Origin of the sequence: Rhodococcus sp. 05-2256-B1, from assembly GCF_002258465.1 — a bacterium.
GTDB classification, from domain to species: domain Bacteria; phylum Actinomycetota; class Actinomycetes; order Mycobacteriales; family Mycobacteriaceae; genus Rhodococcoides; species Rhodococcoides fascians.
In genome coordinates, this window is the sequence record NZ_NOZA01000027.1 from 183,406 (window position 1) to 200,460 (window position 17,055).

The following is a 17,055-nucleotide window of genomic DNA, read 5'->3' on the forward strand; positions in this document are numbered from 1 at the left end:
GATGCGCACCTTGTACCCGGAGATCGAGCCCGTGGAGACCGATCACCTCGACGTCGGCGAAGGGCAGCGGATCTACTGGGAGATCTCCGGCAACCCCGACGGCGAACCGGTGGTGTTCGTGCACGGCGGTCCCGGCGGTGCCACCAATCCACTGCAGCGTCGCTACTTCGATCCGCAGGTCTACCGCATCGTGTTGTTCGATCAGCGAGGCTGCGGGCTGTCGACCCCACATATTGCCGACGGGGCAGATCTGTCGATCAATACCACCGATCGCTTGATCTCCGACATGGAGAAACTCCGCGAGCACCTGCACATCGACACCTGGTTGGTGTTCGGCGGATCCTGGGGCTCCACGTTGTCGCTGGCCTACGCACAGACGCATCGCGACAGGGTGCGAGGACTCGTGCTCCGAGGCATTTTCCTCGTCCGGCCGTCGGAGATCGACTGGTACTACCGCGGCGGTGCCGGACACATCTTCCCGGACCTGTGGGAGGAGTTTCTCGCCCCCATTCCGGAAGGCGAACGAGACGGGGATCTGGTCGAGGCATATCACCGACAGTTGATGTCCGAGGACGACGCTGCCGCGACCCGGGCCGCGGTGGCGTGGTCGTCGTGGGAGGCAGCGACAAGTTACCTGCTCCCGAAACCCGATGCTGTACAGCATAATTCGGATGCGCGTTTCGCTCGCGCCTTCGCCGGAATCGAGAACCACTACTTCCGCAACGGGTGCTTCCTCGAAGAGAACCAGTTGCTACGCGACGCGCACCTGCTCGACGGTATTCCTGGCGTGATCGTGCAGGGCCGTTACGACGTGGTGTGCCCGGCCACGAGCGCGTGGGCACTGCACAAGGCCTGGCCGAGTGCAGATCTGGTGATCGTCGACGATGCCGGCCATTCTGCGGCCGAGCCGGGCATCGTCCACCACCTGGTCGAGGCGACCGACCGATTCAGGCCGTGACAGACGGATAGTCGAATCGGACTGTGCGCGAGTCGGTGTCGGCCCGAGTCAATCGGACCTTCACCGACTCCCCCGCAGGCGGCTCGCCGTCGCACTTGCCCATGACGATCGGTTCGGACACGAGCACCTCGGCGTCGCGCTTGCCCTCGGCACCGCGCAGCACCACTGCGTCGAACGTATGACCTACGCGGTCTTCGAGCACGTGCGCTTCGGTCAGATCGATGCAGGCTCGGTCCACTTTCGATGCTGCAGAATCCGATCCACGCATGGTCGCCGGTAGCTCCGGCAGCGCCTGCGCCGCCCACTCGGGGACGGGCACACCGGCGACCACGGCCAGACACACCTCGGTGGCGAACCGATCCGACAGCCGTCGCAACGGGGCCGTCACATGGGCGTACGGCGCTCCGATACCCGAGTGTTCGACGGAATCGTCGGTGCCGGGTGCATCGATGGTCGAGTTCGGGGTCCGACTGTCGAACGCCGAATAGTCCGCTCCCCGAAGTAATCCCGTGGCCTGAGTCATCATCGCCAGAGTCGACGGTTCGTCGGTGGGCAGGCCGGCGAGTACCGCGCCGGCGGACGCGCCGGCGGGCCACTCGATTCCGAGTGCGTTCGCGGTCTTCTTCAGGGTCTCGACGGCCTCGGGCGGTGCGGGCGGAAGCGTGCGTACGATGCCGATTCCGGCGTCGAGCATGATTCTGGCTGCGCACATGCCCGTCAGCAAGGACACCTCGGCGTTCCAGCCGTCCACTGCTGTTCGCGGTTGCAGAACGATTCGCCAACCGTGCCCGTCCGGAACCACTTCCTGCTCGGGGAGCGTGATGTCGATGGCTCCTCGACGCCTCGCTGCCTCCGCCCGTAGGTGTCCGAACTCGGCAAGGGCAGCGATCGACGGGTGCGGTGTGCCGGCGTCGAAGTCGGCTTGCACTCCCGCGTAATCGAGACGCGCTGTCGAACGCACGAGCGCCCGGGTGACGGTCCACGCCGCGGCTTCACCGACGTCGTCGAGTTCGATGGTCCACAGCGCAGCGCAGCGAGTCTGGCCCTCCAACAGGCTTCCCGAGCCCTCCGACAACTCACGCGGGTGCAAGGGAACAGATCCGTCGGGGAGATAGTACGTCTGGCCGCGTCGGCGGGTTTCCACGTCGAGCGCTCCCCCCGGCATCACCAGCGCACCCACGTCGGCGATCGCGTAGTGCACCACCAAGCCGTTGGCCGTCTTCTCGATGTGTACGGCTTGATCGAGGTCCTTCGAGCCGGGTGGGTCGATTGTGACGAAAGGAATGTCGGTGCGGTCGATTCTGCTGTCGGCGTGCAGGTCTCGGGCTTCGATCGCGTCGCGCATCACGTCTGCGTCGAAGACATCGGACAGACCGAACTCGGATCTGATGGACTCGAAATCGAAGTTCGGAGCCCTCAGCCGGGTGAGCAGCACCGTCAGTTGTTCCAGTCGTCGTCGGAGTCGGCGGCCTTGTTGCGGGCGGCTGCGATCTTCAGCGCCTGCTCTGCGGTGGCCTTGTCCGGATACGGACCCATGCGGTCGAGGGCATTGGTCTCCTTGCCCTGCACAACCTGCTTGGTGCTGATGTCGTAGTACCAGGAGCTGTCGTCGTCGGTCATGACTTCCAGTGTGCCCCATACAGCCACGCCGCAGGTGTACCGCGCGAGAAATTGGAGTGCGAACGAGTCGGCCTGTAAGCCGGATCCTGTGCATCGACCCGCTCTCGCGAGATCGAATAGACGACCATCCATCTGGGCACACCGTTGCCGGGTACCTCGAGCAGTCCACCCGCAGGCTCGGGCGAGCAGCCCTCGAGCACCTGCGCAGCTGCACCCCTTGCGCGGTGCAGCCTTCGACCTTGCTCCGGGCGGGGTTTACCTAGCCACCCCAGTCACCTGGGATGCTGGTGCGCTCTTACCGCACCGTTTCACCCTGACCTGCGTTTCGATTCCGAAGAACCGAACCGCAGGCGGTCTGTTTTCTGTGGCACTGTCCCGCGAGTCACCTCGGGTTGCCGTTAACAACCGCCCTGCTCTGTGGAGTCCGGACTTTCCTCGGCCCGAAGCGGAACGGAACCTGTCCGTCGGTACTTCGAGCCGCAGCCGTCCAGCCAACTCGTTCGCGATTGCGTACTCTACCCGCCTCACGTCGGATGCCCGGCGATTGCCCGGCCATGAAGAACAGAGGCACTCACGATGGCCGCGGCAGCGGTGACGACCACCCCCACCCAGGCGGCGGACGTGTAGGCATCCTGTCCGGGGAAGGTGGAGCCCGGACTCGTTCCGGCGGCGAGTACCAGACCACCGATCGCGCTTCCGAAAGAGAATCCGACACTGCGCACCACCTGGTTGATACTCATGACGCTCGAGGTCTCCGCGGAGGGCACCACCGGCAGCACGACGGCCGGCAGCGCGGCCGAAAAGCTTCCGACTCCGAAACCCAGAATCGCCATCACCGCACAGAGTTCAACGATGCCGGCGCGGGTACCGGCGAACAAGGCGAGAGCCACCAGAACGATCAGTGCGCTGACCGTCAGCGCGCTGGCTGCCCCCACCCGACGCAGCGCTCTGGGGACCAGCTTGCCGGCGAGAAATCCGAACACCGAGAACGGAACCAGGACGAGGCCCGCCGCGAACACGTCGAGGCCGAAACCGTATCCGGCACCGGAAGGCGTCTGCGCGTAGCGCGTAGCGAGGGTGAGCAGCAGATACATTCCGATGCCGCCGAGCAACATTGCGCCGTTCGCTCCGACCACAGCCCTGTGACGAAACAACCGAAGATCGACGAGTGGTGCCGAGCTTTTCAGTTCGACGCGTACCCATATGCCCGCAGCGACGACCGCGATTGCAGCCAGCACCCCCGCCGTCCAAGGGCGGCTCGTCCACAGCGGGGTCTCACTGATGAGAACGAACACCAGGGTGAGAGGGAGCGCCAGCAGCACCGCACCCGGAACGTCGATCCGGGTCGCGCGCGTGCGCGTCGAGGCAGGAACAACTCGCAGAGCAACGGCAAACGCCATGACCGTCATCGCAGCACCGAATCCGTATGCGAGCCGGAGACCGCCGTGCTCGGCCAGAAACCCCGACAAGGGATACCCCACACCGACACCCGCAGTAGACGCGACCGACAACAAAGCGATGGTCGATCCGGACCGTTTGTCGGACAGATGATCTCGCACCACACCCATCAGCATCGAAGTCAGGGCCAGTCCCACTCCCTGGGCTCCGCGGCCGAGGAGCAGCCAGGAGAAGGACAGCGGCAGTGCGGTCAGAATGCCTCCGGCCGAGACGACGCCCAGTGTCCCGAGGATTGCTGCCCGTCGATGCGGACCCGATCCGAGGCGGCCCAGAACCGGTGTCATGACGGCACCGGTCAACAAAGCCAACGTCAACGTCCATTGTGCACTGGAGAGGGAGACGGCGAAAGTTGTTGCGACGCTGGTGATCAGCGGGGCACCGAGGCTACCGACAGCGGCGACGACGACTCCGACGAACAACAGAGAAGGCACGAACATTCGTGATTCGTCGTGCTCGGAGCCGGAGATCAACGGTTCGTCTCGCTCGTGATGTGGTCGAACAATCCGGCGTGGATACGAGTACCCACTCCGTTCGCCCAGGGTTGGTCGACGTCATGAATCTGCAAGGCCGCGCCACTGTTGAGCAGCATGCCGAACGCCAGAAACGCTTTGACGGTCACGGCGTCGAGACCGGTGACCTCTACGACGGTGTTCCACATCCGGCCGAACGCCTCTCGAACGGCGTCGCGCACCTCTTCGTCGCCACACGCGGCGATCCCCTGCAGCTGCAGCAGGAGTGAGGTTCGATCCTCGAGCATGGCGTAATAGCACTCCCCCATCGAGGCCAAGGCTTGCTGACCGGTGGCAGTACCTGCCGCCTCGCGCATCCCATCCGCCACACGGTCGAACGACGCGACCACCAGCTCGGAGAAGAGTGCCTTCTTGGTTCCGAATATTCGAAAGATGTAGGCCTGGGTGATCCCTGCTTCGCGGGCGATCCTGTCGGTCGAACCGCCGTGCAGTCCGGACGATGCAAATTCGTCTGCCGCTATCCGCAGTATTTGCTGCCGTCGTTCCGGGCCTGTCATCCGTCCTCTCTGCGCCATGCTGCTAAGTTACTGGTTACTAACTACTGACTTCAATGGTTGTTCTCGTGCGCTTCACTACAGTTCCTTCCATGAGTGAATGGGTTGTGCTGCTGCGCGGCATCAACGTCGGCGGCATCAACATCAAGATGGTCGACCTCCGCGCAGCTCTGGCCTCGGCCGGCTTCACGAATGTCCGCACGATTCTGGCGACCGGCAACGTACTGCTGCAGTCGCCGCTGGCGGCCGCCGCCCTGAAAGCACAGGTGGAGAGCACGCTCGCCGAGGCGTTCGGCTACCGAGCCTGGGTTGTCGTACTCGACGTCCCGACACTGAGGGCGATAGTGGAGTCCTACCCGTTCGACGCCGAACGGGAGGGCTGGCATCCTTATGTGGTGTTCGGTAACGACGATAGCCATTTGACCGAATTGTCCGCTCTTGCAGTGGAACTCGAACCCGATCTCGAGAGGATTGCCGAGGGGAACAGCGTGCTCTACTGGGAGGTGCGCAAGGGCAACACCACCGACAGTAGGTTCGGAAAAGCCACGGCGAAGGCGAAGTACAAGGCCACGACCACCACGCGGAACGTCCGCACTCTCGTGAAGATTCTCGAGTGACCGTTCTCGCTGCGGCATTGGTCGCCGCCGTTCTCGTCTTCGCCATCGTTCGCCCGCGCGGTCTTCCCGAGATCGTTGCTGCACTTCCAGCGGCCGCAGTTGTTCTTCTCGTCGGCCTCGTCAGCCTCGACGCCGCCCGTGAGCAGGTACTCGAACTCGCACCCACCGTCGTCTTTCTGGCGTTCATCCTGATCCTGGCGCATCTGTCGGATGCCCTCGGTGTGTTCACCTGGATCGCGGCGAAGCTACGCCGCGGATCCAAGGGCAGCCCCCGCAGACTGCTGACCCTCGTGTTTGCCGCTGCCGCGGCCACCACAGCCGTACTGAGCCTCGACGCGACCGTTGTTCTGCTGACACCGTCCATCATCGGTGCCGCTCGGATCCTGGGGATGTCGCCGCGTCCACACAGTTACGCCACTGCGCACCTGTCCAATTCGGCGTCGACCTTGCTGCCGGTGTCGAATCTGACCAACCTGCTGGCCTTCGCCGCGACGGGCCTGACCTTCCTGCACTTCACCGCGCTGATGGCACTGCCGTGGATTTTCGCGGTCGCCATCGAACTGGCGGTGTTCCTGATCTTCTTCCGCAAGGATCTGACCCGCACAGCGACACCGACGGACTCCGCGACCGAACACAGCACTGACGACGTCCCAGCACCGCGAAGCACCCTCGTCATCCTCGGCGCGACATTGATCGGCTTCGCCGTGGCAGGACTGTTCGATACCGAACCGTTCTGGGTGGCTGCCGTGGGCTCCGTGGCACTGGCAATCCCGGCGCTTCGAGCTCGCCACACCACACCTCGCGCGATCCTGCGCGGTGCCGATCTGCCCTTCTGTGGCTTCGTCTTCCTTCTCGGCATCGTCGTGCTCGGCGTGACGACGGGCCCGATCGGCGACTGGCTGGCGCGAATCCTGCCGTCCGACACCACCTTCGCGTCCCTGTTGGCCGCAGCTGCCATTGCGGCGGTGGCGTCGAACATCGTCAACAACCTGCCCGCAACGTTGCTGCTCCTGGCGGCCTTCGGCGCGGACGCTCCCCCGGCGTTGTTGCTGGCCATGGTGATCGGGGTCAACCTCGGCCCCAACCTCACCTACGTCGGTTCACTGGCGATCATGCTGTGGCGACGCGTCGCGTCGGCCAACGACGAGCCGGCAGACCTGCGCACATTCACCGTGCTCGGTGTCATCACGACCCCGTTGACCATCGTCGGAGCAGTGGCGGGCCTGTGGCTGGCGCTGCAGATCTGAGACCCGCACCTCCGCAGGATCAGGTCAGGTGAGACGTGTCGTTGACCAATTTCACCGATGCCCCGCCGTCGGGGTAGAACTCCGCGATGCTCAGCGACGCGAGGTCCAGGTGCATTCGGTAGAGCAGTGACGGTCCGACGTCCAGTGCCAGTTGCAGCAGTGTCTTGATCGGCGTCACGTGTGTCACGACGACGATCGTCTTGCCCGCGTACTCGTCGATCAATCGATCACGGGCCGATTCGATTCGAGTGCGCACTGCGTCGAAACTCTCACCGTTGGGCGGGCCCACCGAGGTATCGCCCAGCCAGGCCCGATGTTGTTCGGGATAGCGGTCTTTCGCCTCTGCGAAGGTCAGACCTTCCCAGTCGCCGAAGTCCGTTTCGGTCAGATCGTCGACGGTGGTCACGTCGAGTCCGAGTGCACCTGCCGCGGCGTCGGCGGTCTGTCGGGCGCGGCCGAGGGGGGACGAGACGATCGCTGCGATGTCGTCGTGTCCGCCGAGCCGTGCCGCTGCAGCGGTGGCCTGTCGAACCCCCAGCTCGGTCAGTTCCGGATTTCCGCGACCCGAGTATCGCCGGTCGACCGACAGCGCGGTCTGGCCGTGGCGCAACAACAACATTCGGGTGGGGTCGCCCACTGCACCGGTCCACCCGGGGGCCGCCGCGGGTTGCTTCGCGGCCGGTTCGGAATCGGGCAGATCAGGGAGGTCGATCCCCTTGGCCGCGGCGTCCATCGCCTCGTTCGCCAGACCGTCGGCGTGTGAGTTCTGCTCCCGCGGAATCCACTGGAAGGTGACGCGATCGAACGTGCGAGCAAGCTCCGCCGCTCGGCGATTGAGCGGAATCATGTCGGGATGCTTGACCTTCCAGCGTCCCGACATCTGTTCGACGACGAGTTTGGAGTCCATCCGAACGTCGACCTCACGGGCACCCACGTCCGCGGCCGCCGTCAACGCAGCGATGAGGCCCCTGTACTCGGCCACGTTGTTCGTTGCGATTCCCAGCGCCTCCCGGCGTTCGGCCAACACCTCGCTGCGATCTGCCGAGAACACCACGGCTCCGTATCCGGCGGGACCCGGGTTGCCGCGGGAGCCGCCGTCGGCTTCGACGACGACCCGTTGCGCGGCACTCAAATTCCGGACTCCTTGGTGCGCACCAGGATTGCGTTGCATTCCGAGCAACGAACCAGAGCATCGGCAGGCTTGTTGGCAATGCTCGCAATTTCGTTGCGATCGAGCTCGATTCGGCATGCGCCGCATCGGCGGGCCTGCAGCAACGCTGCGCCTCGACCGGTCAGTGCGCGCTGCTTCTCGTACAGAGCCAGCAGATCGGCCGGCATACCCGAGATCAATGCCCCGCGACGCTCGGCGCTCCGCTTCTCGGCGACGTCCAGGTCTGCGACAGCGTCGTCGCGGCGACGACCGGCGTCGACCATTTCGTCCTCGATCTGTGTCAGCTGCGCCCCGGCGTGTTCGTAGTCGCGCTCGCTGGCCTCGCGCTGTTCCATGACTTCGAGCAGTTCTTCCTCGAGGATGCTCTGCCGCCGTTCGAGACTGCCGAGCTCGTGCTGCAGCTCGGTCATCTGCTTGGGCGCAACCGTGCCGCTCTCGAGCATCTTCTTGTCGCGCGCCTCGCGCTGGCGAACGGCATCGACTTCGCCCTCGAGCTTGCGGATGTCGCGATCGAGGTCGTCCATCGAGATCTGCACCGTGACGGCAGCATCCTTGCGGGTGATGCGCTCGGCCTCGAGTTTGTCGACCTCCTGCTGCTCGGGGAGGGTCTTTCGGCGATGGGCGATCTGCGAGAGTTCGGTATCCACACCGGCCAATTCGAGTAGCGAGGCCTGGACTTTGGGATCGACGTTCACGCTTGATGACTCCTGCGACTATGGAAGTTGATTCCGATTACCCTACCGGCTGCGCAGAACGTACCGAGCCGGATCCGTCCACTCCCCCGGTCGCGGGGTTCGTCGGTCACAACGTCCACGGGTCGGTACGGACATCGCTGACCCTGCTGCTCCAGCCGTCCGTATCGCCGAATTCGGCGTCCACGATGCCCCTCGCCTGAGCACACCACGGGAACTCCGAGGCCCAGTGGGCCGTGTCGATCACCGCGGGTCCACCCGCCCTCAGGTGCTCGTCGACGGGATGATGCCTCAGATCGGACGTGACATAGACGTCGGCGTCGGTCCGCGCGACGGTTGCGAGGAACGAGTCCCCTGCTCCCCCGCACAGGGCGACGATCGACACCGTGGCGTCCGGATCGCCTGCAGCTCGCACTCCCCAGCTGGTGGCCGGCAGAGCGGCTCGGACGACATCGGTGAACTCGGCGAGGGTCATCGGATCAGGCAACCGTCCGATCCGCCCCAGACCGGTGCACGACGGTAGGGCCGCGGACTCGAAGACATCGAACGCGGGCTCCTCGTACGGATGCGCACGCCTGAGCGCGGACTGCATCCGCGCGCGGTCTGCCCGGGATGCAACCACCTCGATTCGGTCCTCGGTCACGGTGTGGACTTCGCCGACGACGCCGAGCGTCGGATGAGCACCGGGCTGCGGCCGAAATTGGCCCAGCCCCTCGGTGTGCCAGCTCGCTTCGCTGTAGTCGCCGATCTCACCGGCTCCGGCGTCGAACAGCGCTTGGCGCACCGCCGCAGTGTCGGCGGACGGCACGAATACGACCCATTTGTCGTGCGCCGGAGCAGGAATGGGATCGAGTGGCCTGGTGTCGATCACACCGAGGGCCGACGCGAGTGCGTCGGAGACACCGGGATCGGCCGAGTCGGCGTTGGTATGGGCGGTGAACAGCGCGCAGTCGGCCTTGATAAGGCGGTGGATCACCGAGCCTTTGGCGGTGTCGGCCGCAACCGAATCGACTCCTTTGAGCAGCAGAGGGTGATGGGCGACGATGAGGTCGGCGCCCCAGGAAATGGCCTCGTCCACGACGGCCGGGGTGACGTCGACGGCGTGGAGCACCTGTCGCACTTCGGATTCCGGATCTCCGCATACCAATCCCACCGAGTCCCAGCTCTCAGCCAATCGAGGCGGGTATGCCTTGTCGAGAACCTCGATGACGTTCGCCAGAGTCACTGCCATGTCGATTGCTCTCCTCACAGAACGGTGTTCAACGCATGCACCAGTATGTCGACGTGTGCCGAGTCCCGTATGGCGACGCGTAGGTAGTTGCGATCGAGTCCGGGAAACGTGTCGCCGCGCCGAACCGCAATTCCCTTCGTGCGCAAACGTTCTCGGATCCCGTCGGCGCCGTCGACCCGCGCCAGAAGAAACGGCGCTCGCGCCGGCCCGGCAATGTCGAGACCGAGTGCGGTCAGTCTCGCGATCATGGCGTCACGTTCGGCGTCGATACGCAGCGCTTCGGCTCGGGCCTGCTCGACCGCGAACGGCTCGGTACAGGCACGGATTGCTTCGAGTTGCAGAGTGCCCAGGGGCCAGTGCGCACGGCCCCGCTGCATTCGTTCGAGTACGTCGGGATGGGCCAGAGCGTAGCCGCACCGCAACCCCGCCAATGCCCACGTCTTGGTCAGGCTTCGGAGTACCAGCACGTCCGCGACGCTGTCCGAGGAGACCGATTCTCCTGCCCCCGTCACTGCGTCGGCGAATGCTTCGTCGACCACGACGATGCGGCCGGGCCTACGCAGACCGAGCACTTCCTCGCGGGGATGCAGCACCGACGTCGGATTGGTGGGATTGCCGACGATCACCATGTCGGCGGCCTCGGGCACCAGACCCGGATCGAGCAGAAAAGGCGGCGGGAGTACTACCCGATGGACAGGGATGCCGGCCTGCTCGAGCACCCAATCGGGCTCGGTGAACGACGGGTGCACGGTTGCCACGAGGGCCGGCTCGAGCCGTGGCAGCATCGCGAATCCTTCGGCTCCGCCACCGAGCAGCAGTACCTCGTCCGGCGAGCGTCCGTGGTGTGCGGCGACCTGCTCCCGAGCCGCCCGCTCGGCTGCCCCCGATGGATACGAACCGAGCGAGTCCAGTTCTGCAGCGAGCCGATCACGAAGCCACGGCGGCGGACCGTTACCGCGCACGTTGACGGCGAAGTCGACGAGGCCTGAGCCGACCTCGAGATCCCCATGATGACGGAGAAGTGCATCGGGGCCGGGCGCTGTATCGGACATCGCGACGAGCCTAGCCGTCACGTGCACCGATAGGCTCAAGCCATGTCTGCCGCTCTGCCCGCATCCGTTGTCCTGTTCGATCTCGACGGAACGTTGACCGATTCCGCACCGGGAATTCACGCAGGATTTCGCCACGCGCTGGCCTCGGTCGGCGCTCCCGAACCGACCGAACAGCAACTCTCTCTCGTCGTCGGTCCACCGCTGATCGACACGCTGCGCTCGATGGGCCTGGACGAGGAGGCAGCTCAGCGCGCGCTCGCCGCCTATTTCGACCGCTACGACGAGCGGGGTTGGGCCGAGAACACCGCCTTCGACGGCATCGAGACAGTGCTGACGCGATTGCAGGATCGCGGTGTTCGGCTGGGCGTGGCGACGTCCAAGTCGGAGCGCTTCGCCGTCCGGATTCTCGACCACTTCGGCTTGTCCCGGTACTTCGACTTCATCGGCGGTGCCAGCAACGACGGGTCGCGGCGAGCGAAGTCCGACGTCATCGCGCACTCGCTGACCAATCTCGGCATCGATCCCGTGGAATCCTCGGACGGCGGCACCGCAGGGGTGATCATGATCGGCGACCGCGATCACGATGTGCACGGCGCGGCTCGGTTCGGAATTCCGGCGGTCTACGTGGAATGGGGCTACGGCATCGACGGCGAGAGCGACGACGCCGCGTTCACCGCGTCGGACATGGACGAACTGGTTGCCGTGCTCGAGCAGAACACGCAGGCGTCACGATGAGCGAGCCACTGCACGTGACGTTCGTGTGCACCGGAAACATCTGTCGATCACCGATGGCCGAGAAGGTGTTCGCCGCGCACCTGAGCGAGGCGGGCCTGAGTGATGCAGTCCGCGTATCGAGCGCGGGAATCGACGGGTGGCATGTCGGCGACGGCGCAGACCCCCGAACGGTCGCAGAACTCGATGCGCACGGCTACGAGAGCGAGCACGAAGCGAACCAGGTCGGACCGGACCACCTCGCTGCCGATCTGATCGTTGCTCTCGACACCGGCCACGCTCGATCTCTACTGCAGTTGGGTGCACCGGCCGATCGGGTGCAGCTGCTGCGTTCGTTCGATCCCGACGCCGACGATGCGTCGGTCGCAGATCCCTACTACTCGTCGGATTCTGCGTTCACCGAGGTGCGAGAACAGATCGAGGATGCCGTGCCCGGCTTGATCGATTGGGCGCGGTCTCGGCTGGCCGCCTGACCCGGCTACCGTGGTGGGGTGGAGAAGTTACGGTTCTTGCTACGTCCGAAGTGGTTGGTGCTGGCCGCCGTCGCGCTGGCGTTCGCCTTCTTGTGCTTCAGCGTGCTCGCTCCGTGGCAGCTGGGCAAGAACACCTCGACTTCTGCGCGCAACGACTTGATCACCCGATCGGTCGGGGCAGATCCGGTGCCGATCACCGACGTTCTCACCGGGAACGGATTCGCGGCCGACGACGAATGGCGGCGGGTGATCGCGCAGGGCAGCTACGTGGAGAATTCCGACGCCCTGGTGCGGCTGCGCAGCATTCGTGAGCAGCCCGCGTACGAGGTCATCACTCCGTTCGTCATCGACGGTGGCCCTACTGTTCTCGTCAACCGCGGATACGTGCTCCCGGTGGAGGGAACGCGACCGCCCGAGTTCGCAGCAGCCCCGACCGGCCCGGTCACTCTCGATGCCCGCGTTCGTCAGGCCGAAGGAACATCACGTGAGCCGATCCAGGAGGACGGCCGCCTGCAGGTGTACAACATCAACCCGGAGCAGATCGGCGCAGCGGTCGGCGTCGACGCGATCGACGGGTACCTGCAGCTCGACGACGGTCAACCCGGTGGCCTCGGCCTCATCGAGCTCCCGCAGACCGACGCGGGCCCCTATCTGTCCTACGGGCTGCAGTGGCTGGCGTTCGGCATCATGGCACCGTTGGGTCTTGCGTATTTCGTCCGCGCCGAGCTGCGGGAGCGACGCATGTCTCGAACCGAGATGGCCGACGCGATGTCCGATCAGTCCGACCCCACGTCCGACGACGATTCCGCGCCGGACGACGAAGAAGAATTCACTCTTCCCACCCGACGCGAGAAGCGGGCCAGAGCCCGCGCTGCATCACAGGCGAGAACGCCGACGGACCCTCGCTTGGCCGATCGATACGGCAAGAACCGCTGACGCGGCCGTCGCGAACTCTTGCACCCGTGTCGACAGCACGACTGCTCGCCGAAGGTCCCGGGCCGTGGGCGCTCGCCCGTCGCCGAGTGTCGGCCTGATCTCCACGCCGTGCCGGTATTGAGTGCGCCCACCGAGCTGGAGTCCGAGCGCACCCGCCGACGCGGCTTCCGGCACCCCCGCATTGGGGCTGGGATGACGGGACGCGTCGCGTCGCCACACCCGTAGCGCGTGCGTCGCAGAACCCTGCACCAGCGGTGCCGCGAGAACGGTCGCCGCACCCGTGACTCGTGCCGGCAACAGGTTCAGTGCGTCGTCGAGGCGTGCGGCGGCCCATCCGAACCGTAGGTATTTCGGAGACCGGTATCCCACCATTGCATCGAGTGTGTTGCTGGCTCGGTATGCCAGGATCCCCGGTACGCCGGCCAGGGCTCCCCACACCACGACACCGACTGTTGCGTCGGATGTGTTCTCGGCGATGGATTCGAGTGCCGCGCGTGCCAGCCCGTCGGAGTCGAGGAATGCCGGGTCACGTCCGCACAGAGACGGGAGCAATGCGCGTGCGCCGGGCAGGTCGTCTCGGTCGAGGTGATCGGCCATCGAGCGACCTACTACCGACAGCGATGTTCCGCCCAGCGCGGCCCACGTCGCGGTAGCCACCAGAGCGGCCTCGGCCGCTGGGCCGAGACGCGACACTGCTCGCGTGGACGCGATTCCGAGTGCGGTGACGCCTCCGACCAGTACGGCGGTATGGATGACACCCGCAATCCTGTTGTCGCGGTAGAGCCGAGCCTCGACGCGAAGGGCAGCCGTTCCGAATCCTGCTACCGGATGCCAGCGCTGTGGGTCTGTGAACACTCGATCCAGGCCGTAACCGACCAGCAATCCGATCGCTCGGGGGTGTGTCCACATCGCACGAATCTATCCACCGGCCATCCGGTGTGCGGAATCGGTACGGGTCAGGCCCAGCGCCGGTTGTACGCGCCGGAGAGCTGACGGCTCCTGAAGTCGATGTCGCTTCCGTCGTTGAGCAAGGCGATGGCCATACCGACGAAACCGATTGCTGCTACTACGAACATGGTCATGATTCCCCCAAGAATCGTTGTGGGCCTGCCGCGGCGGTGCCGTGGCCGACGTGTTCCGTAACAGATTGTTACCCGCCGGTAGGGCGATTCCCACTGCTTTGAGGTCGGCGTCACGTGTGTCTGTCGTCACGAGACGCCGGACACATCGAACGTCCAAAATTCAACGGCCACCGACGATCTCGTGCATTTAGTGACCGCGACTATCGACCGCCGGGCACCGCATGCATGTGCGGCTCCTCGGCCACGACCGATCCGATGAAGTCGTCCACCACCTTCACCCGCGCCAACCCCGTCAGCTCCCGCGGAATTACCGTCCAGTAGGTGCGTTCGACCGAGACGAGGCCCGGCAACACCGGAATCAACGTGTCGTCCGGTTCGCCGATGTAGCTGGGCAACGGCGCAATTCCCACCCCGGACCGCGCCGCGATCCACTGGCCGGTGATGTTGTTGGTCTGAATCTGCGCCCGACCGTCGGGCAGAATCGAATCCAGGATGCGCAGCGGCGCAACGTCGAGCAGCGCATCCACGTAGGAGATCAGGGTGTGCCCACGCAAACCGTCGACCGAGTCGATCGTCGGCTGCGCAGCCAGGTATCGCTCGGCGGCATAGAGCGCCAGGGTGTAGGTCGCCAATTGCCGGGCCACCACCAACCTGGGCGACGGCCGTTCCAACGTGATGGCAATGTCGAATTCCCTGGTGGCCAACGAGTTGTGCTCGGTGGCGGTGACGAGTTCGATATCCAGATCGGGGTGCTTGTCACGAAGCGCACCCAGCTTCGGCGTGAGAACGAAGGCACCGAACCCGTCCGGGGCCGCGATGCGCACTGTCCCTCGCAGCGATCCGGTATCGGATGTCTGATCCTCGAAGGCAGCGATCAGCGTGGACTCCACGGTTTCGGCGTACCCGACCAACCTGCGCCCCGCCTCGGTCAATCGCCACCCCGTCGGGGTTCGGTCGAAAAGTCGTTGCCCTGCGGACTTCTCGAGGGCCGTGATGCGTCGACCGACCGTGGTGTGGTCCACGCCGAGCGTTCGCGACGCATCGGTCAGACGTCCCGTTCTCGACACTTCGAGGAAATAGCGGAGGTGGTCTGGGTTGAACACTCGCCCAGCCTATCCCCCCTGTGCATTTATGCACGGCAATCTGCGATTTTGGCCTTTGACATGTGCATCTATTCGAATGAGACTCGAGACACACCGATGGAAGGAACGAACGTTGACCGACGTCATCTCACACTGGCTCGATGGTAAGACTTTTTCCGGATCTTCCGATCGGACGTCACCGGTCACCAACCCCGCCACCGGGGAGGTCACCGGCACGCTCACGCTCGCCGATCGGAGCGATGCCCGCGCCGTCATCGACGCCGCCGCAGCTGCCTTTCCCGCGTGGCGCGACACCTCCCTGGCCAAGCGCACCTCGATCCTCTTCTCCTTCCGAGAACTGCTCAACGCGAAGAAGAACGAGCTGGCCGAGATCATCACGGCCGAGCACGGCAAGGTGCTCTCGGACGCCCTCGGCGAGATTTCTCGCGGCCAGGAAGTGGTCGAATTCGCCTGTGGCATAGCCCATCTACTGAAGGGCAGCTACACCGAGAATGCGTCCACCGGAGTGGACGTCTATTCCATTCGTCAGCCGCTCGGGCCGGTGGCCATCATCTCCCCCTTCAATTTCCCTGCCATGGTGCCGATGTGGTTCTTCCCCATCGCCATCGCCGCCGGTAACACCGTCGTGCTCAAGCCGTCGGAGAAGGACCCGAGTGCCAGCATCTGGCTCGCGCGGCTCTGGGCCGAGGCAGGCCTGCCCGACGGCGTGTTCAACGTGCTGCAGGGAGACAAGGAGGCCGTCGACGAACTGCTCGAGAACAAGAAGATCAAGTCGATCTCCTTCGTCGGATCGACGCCCATCGCCCAGTACGTCTACTCGACAGGCACCGCCAACGGCAAGCGTGTTCAGGCCCTCGGCGGTGCCAAGAACCATGCCGTCGTCCTCCCCGATGCAGATCTCGACCTGGCCGCGGACGCCATGGTCAACGCCGGCTTCGGCTCGGCGGGTGAGCGATGCATGGCCATCTCCGCTCTCGTGGCCGTCGGGAAGATCGCCGACGAGCTCGTCGCCAAGATCGCCGAACGCACCACACCACTGGTCACCGGCGACGGCACCCGCGGCGCCGACATGGGCCCGCTCGTCACCCGGGTACACCGCGACAAGGTTGCGTCCTATGTCGACGCAGGCGAGGCGTCCGGCGCCACGATCGTCGTCGACGGCCGCACCGTCCAACCCGACGGGGCTGCGGACGGATTCTGGCTCGGCCCCACGCTCATCGACCATGTGACACCGGACATGAGCATCTACACCGACGAGATCTTCGGTCCTGTGCTCTCGGTCGTCCGTGTCGACACCTACGACGAAGCCCTCACACTGATCAACGACAATCCGTACGGCAACGGCACGGCGATCTTCACCAACGACGGCGGGGCGGCACGGCGGTTCCAGAACGAGGTGGAGGTCGGCATGGTCGGTGTCAATGTGCCGATTCCCGTTCCCATGGCGTACTACAGTTTCGGCGGCTGGAAGAGCAGTTTGTTCGGCGACAGCCACGCTCACGGCACCGAAGGAGTGCACTTCTTCACGCGGGGTAAAGCCGTCACCAGTCGCTGGCTCGATCCCAGCCACGGCGGTATCGATCTCGGCTTTCCTGCAAACAACTGAGTTCTACAAAGCCCATGTGCGTGGAAACTCGTAGACCACTACGAAGTTCCACG

At 64.9% G+C, this 17,055-nt stretch carries 18 protein-coding genes and 1 other RNA gene; 7 read left to right on the forward strand and 12 right to left on the reverse strand.

The features are described from left to right. Position 1 precedes the first annotated feature (1 nt). Positions 2–958 carry a prolyl aminopeptidase gene (gene pip / locus CH285_RS16320; protein ID WP_032390993.1) on the forward strand — a complete coding sequence of 319 codons (957 nt, stop codon included), beginning with the start codon at positions 2–4 and terminating at the stop codon, positions 956–958. Here the strand turns inward: pip and CH285_RS16325 are convergent. The 5 genes from CH285_RS16325 to CH285_RS16345 all read right to left on the reverse strand — a co-directional run bounded on the left by CH285_RS16325 (position 948) and on the right by CH285_RS16345 (position 5,081). Continuing rightward, the gene (locus CH285_RS16325) at positions 948–2,393 is read right to left on the reverse strand and encodes an RNB domain-containing ribonuclease (protein WP_094644281.1); all 1,446 of its coding nucleotides are present in this window, start codon (positions 2,391–2,393) and stop codon (positions 948–950) included. The genes pip and CH285_RS16325 overlap by 11 nt on opposite strands. A 2-nt stretch (positions 2,394–2,395) precedes the next feature. Further along, positions 2,396–2,578, reverse strand: a complete 183-nt coding sequence (locus tag CH285_RS16330; RefSeq protein WP_027497419.1) for a hypothetical protein — start codon at positions 2,576–2,578, stop codon at positions 2,396–2,398. A 59-nt stretch (positions 2,579–2,637) separates the two neighbouring features. Continuing rightward, an RNA gene (rnpB, locus tag CH285_RS16335) (RNase P RNA component class A) lies at positions 2,638–3,077 on the reverse strand. A gap of 25 nt (positions 3,078–3,102) precedes the next feature. Further along, the gene (locus CH285_RS16340; RefSeq protein WP_217900719.1) at positions 3,103–4,467 is read right to left on the reverse strand and encodes an MFS transporter; all 1,365 of its coding nucleotides are present in this window, start codon (positions 4,465–4,467) and stop codon (positions 3,103–3,105) included. A 35-nt stretch (positions 4,468–4,502) separates the two neighbouring features. Next, positions 4,503–5,081: a TetR/AcrR family transcriptional regulator gene (locus CH285_RS16345; protein ID WP_230591473.1), complete on the reverse strand. Its 579-nt coding sequence runs from the start codon at positions 5,079–5,081 to the stop codon at positions 4,503–4,505. A gap of 71 nt (positions 5,082–5,152) precedes the next feature. On the opposite strand from CH285_RS16345, the gene CH285_RS16350 reads away from it, so the two are divergent. Continuing rightward, positions 5,153–5,677 (forward strand): DUF1697 domain-containing protein, encoded by a 525-nt coding sequence (locus CH285_RS16350; RefSeq protein ID WP_094644282.1) that lies wholly within the window; start codon positions 5,153–5,155, stop codon positions 5,675–5,677. Then, the gene (locus CH285_RS16355; protein ID WP_094644283.1) at positions 5,674–6,924 is read left to right on the forward strand and encodes an SLC13 family permease; all 1,251 of its coding nucleotides are present in this window, start codon (positions 5,674–5,676) and stop codon (positions 6,922–6,924) included. Before CH285_RS16350 ends, CH285_RS16355 begins: the two co-directional genes overlap by 4 nt. 19 nt (positions 6,925–6,943) lie before the next feature. On the opposite strand, the gene CH285_RS16360 is transcribed toward CH285_RS16355, so the two are convergent. The 4 genes from CH285_RS16360 to cobC all read right to left on the reverse strand — a co-directional run bounded on the left by CH285_RS16360 (position 6,944) and on the right by cobC (position 11,070). Next, on the reverse strand, positions 6,944–8,056 hold the full coding sequence (locus tag CH285_RS16360) for a bifunctional RNase H/acid phosphatase (RefSeq protein ID WP_255032529.1): 1,113 nt from the start codon (positions 8,054–8,056) through the stop codon (positions 6,944–6,946). Then, a complete protein-coding gene (locus tag CH285_RS16365; RefSeq protein WP_094644285.1) occupies positions 8,053–8,790 on the reverse strand; it encodes a zinc ribbon domain-containing protein in 738 nt (245 codons plus the stop codon). The genes CH285_RS16360 and CH285_RS16365 overlap by 4 nt, the downstream gene beginning before the upstream one ends. 106 nt (positions 8,791–8,896) lie before the next feature. Next, complete coding sequence (locus CH285_RS16370; protein WP_094644286.1) at positions 8,897–10,018, reverse strand: Nif3-like dinuclear metal center hexameric protein; 1,122 nt, start codon at positions 10,016–10,018, stop codon at positions 8,897–8,899. 14 nt (positions 10,019–10,032) lie between these two features. Further along, on the reverse strand, positions 10,033–11,070 hold the full coding sequence (cobC, locus tag CH285_RS16375) for an Rv2231c family pyridoxal phosphate-dependent protein CobC (protein ID WP_094644287.1): 1,038 nt from the start codon (positions 11,068–11,070) through the stop codon (positions 10,033–10,035). Positions 11,071–11,112: 42 nt separating this feature from the next. On the opposite strand from cobC, the gene CH285_RS16380 reads away from it, so the two are divergent. Genes CH285_RS16380 through CH285_RS16390 form a run of 3 tightly spaced genes read left to right on the forward strand, consistent with a single transcriptional unit; the run spans position 11,113 to position 13,211 of the window. Beyond that, positions 11,113–11,805 carry an HAD-IA family hydrolase gene (locus tag CH285_RS16380; RefSeq protein ID WP_094644288.1) on the forward strand — a complete coding sequence of 231 codons (693 nt, stop codon included), beginning with the start codon at positions 11,113–11,115 and terminating at the stop codon, positions 11,803–11,805. Then, positions 11,802–12,275 (forward strand): low molecular weight protein-tyrosine-phosphatase, encoded by a 474-nt coding sequence (locus CH285_RS16385; protein ID WP_032387858.1) that lies wholly within the window; start codon positions 11,802–11,804, stop codon positions 12,273–12,275. Before CH285_RS16380 ends, CH285_RS16385 begins: the two co-directional genes overlap by 4 nt. A gap of 18 nt (positions 12,276–12,293) precedes the next feature. Further along, positions 12,294–13,211 carry an SURF1 family cytochrome oxidase biogenesis protein gene (locus CH285_RS16390; protein ID WP_027497430.1) on the forward strand — a complete coding sequence of 306 codons (918 nt, stop codon included), beginning with the start codon at positions 12,294–12,296 and terminating at the stop codon, positions 13,209–13,211. Here the strand turns inward: CH285_RS16390 and CH285_RS16395 are convergent. The 3 genes from CH285_RS16395 to CH285_RS16400 form a co-directional block, all read right to left on the reverse strand. Further along, positions 13,152–14,120 carry a cobalamin biosynthesis protein gene (locus CH285_RS16395; RefSeq protein WP_032387859.1) on the reverse strand — a complete coding sequence of 323 codons (969 nt, stop codon included), beginning with the start codon at positions 14,118–14,120 and terminating at the stop codon, positions 13,152–13,154. The genes CH285_RS16390 and CH285_RS16395 overlap by 60 nt on opposite strands. 47 nt (positions 14,121–14,167) lie before the next feature. After that, positions 14,168–14,293 carry a hypothetical protein gene (locus tag CH285_RS28435; protein WP_255032530.1) on the reverse strand — a complete coding sequence of 42 codons (126 nt, stop codon included), beginning with the start codon at positions 14,291–14,293 and terminating at the stop codon, positions 14,168–14,170. 200 nt (positions 14,294–14,493) lie between these two features. Next, a complete protein-coding gene (locus tag CH285_RS16400; RefSeq protein WP_032387860.1) occupies positions 14,494–15,396 on the reverse strand; it encodes a LysR family transcriptional regulator in 903 nt (300 codons plus the stop codon). Positions 15,397–15,472: 76 nt separating this feature from the next. On the opposite strand from CH285_RS16400, the gene CH285_RS16405 reads away from it, so the two are divergent. Next, positions 15,473–17,002 (forward strand): CoA-acylating methylmalonate-semialdehyde dehydrogenase, encoded by a 1,530-nt coding sequence (locus tag CH285_RS16405; protein ID WP_032384612.1) that lies wholly within the window; start codon positions 15,473–15,475, stop codon positions 17,000–17,002. Positions 17,003–17,055 lie beyond the last annotated feature (53 nt).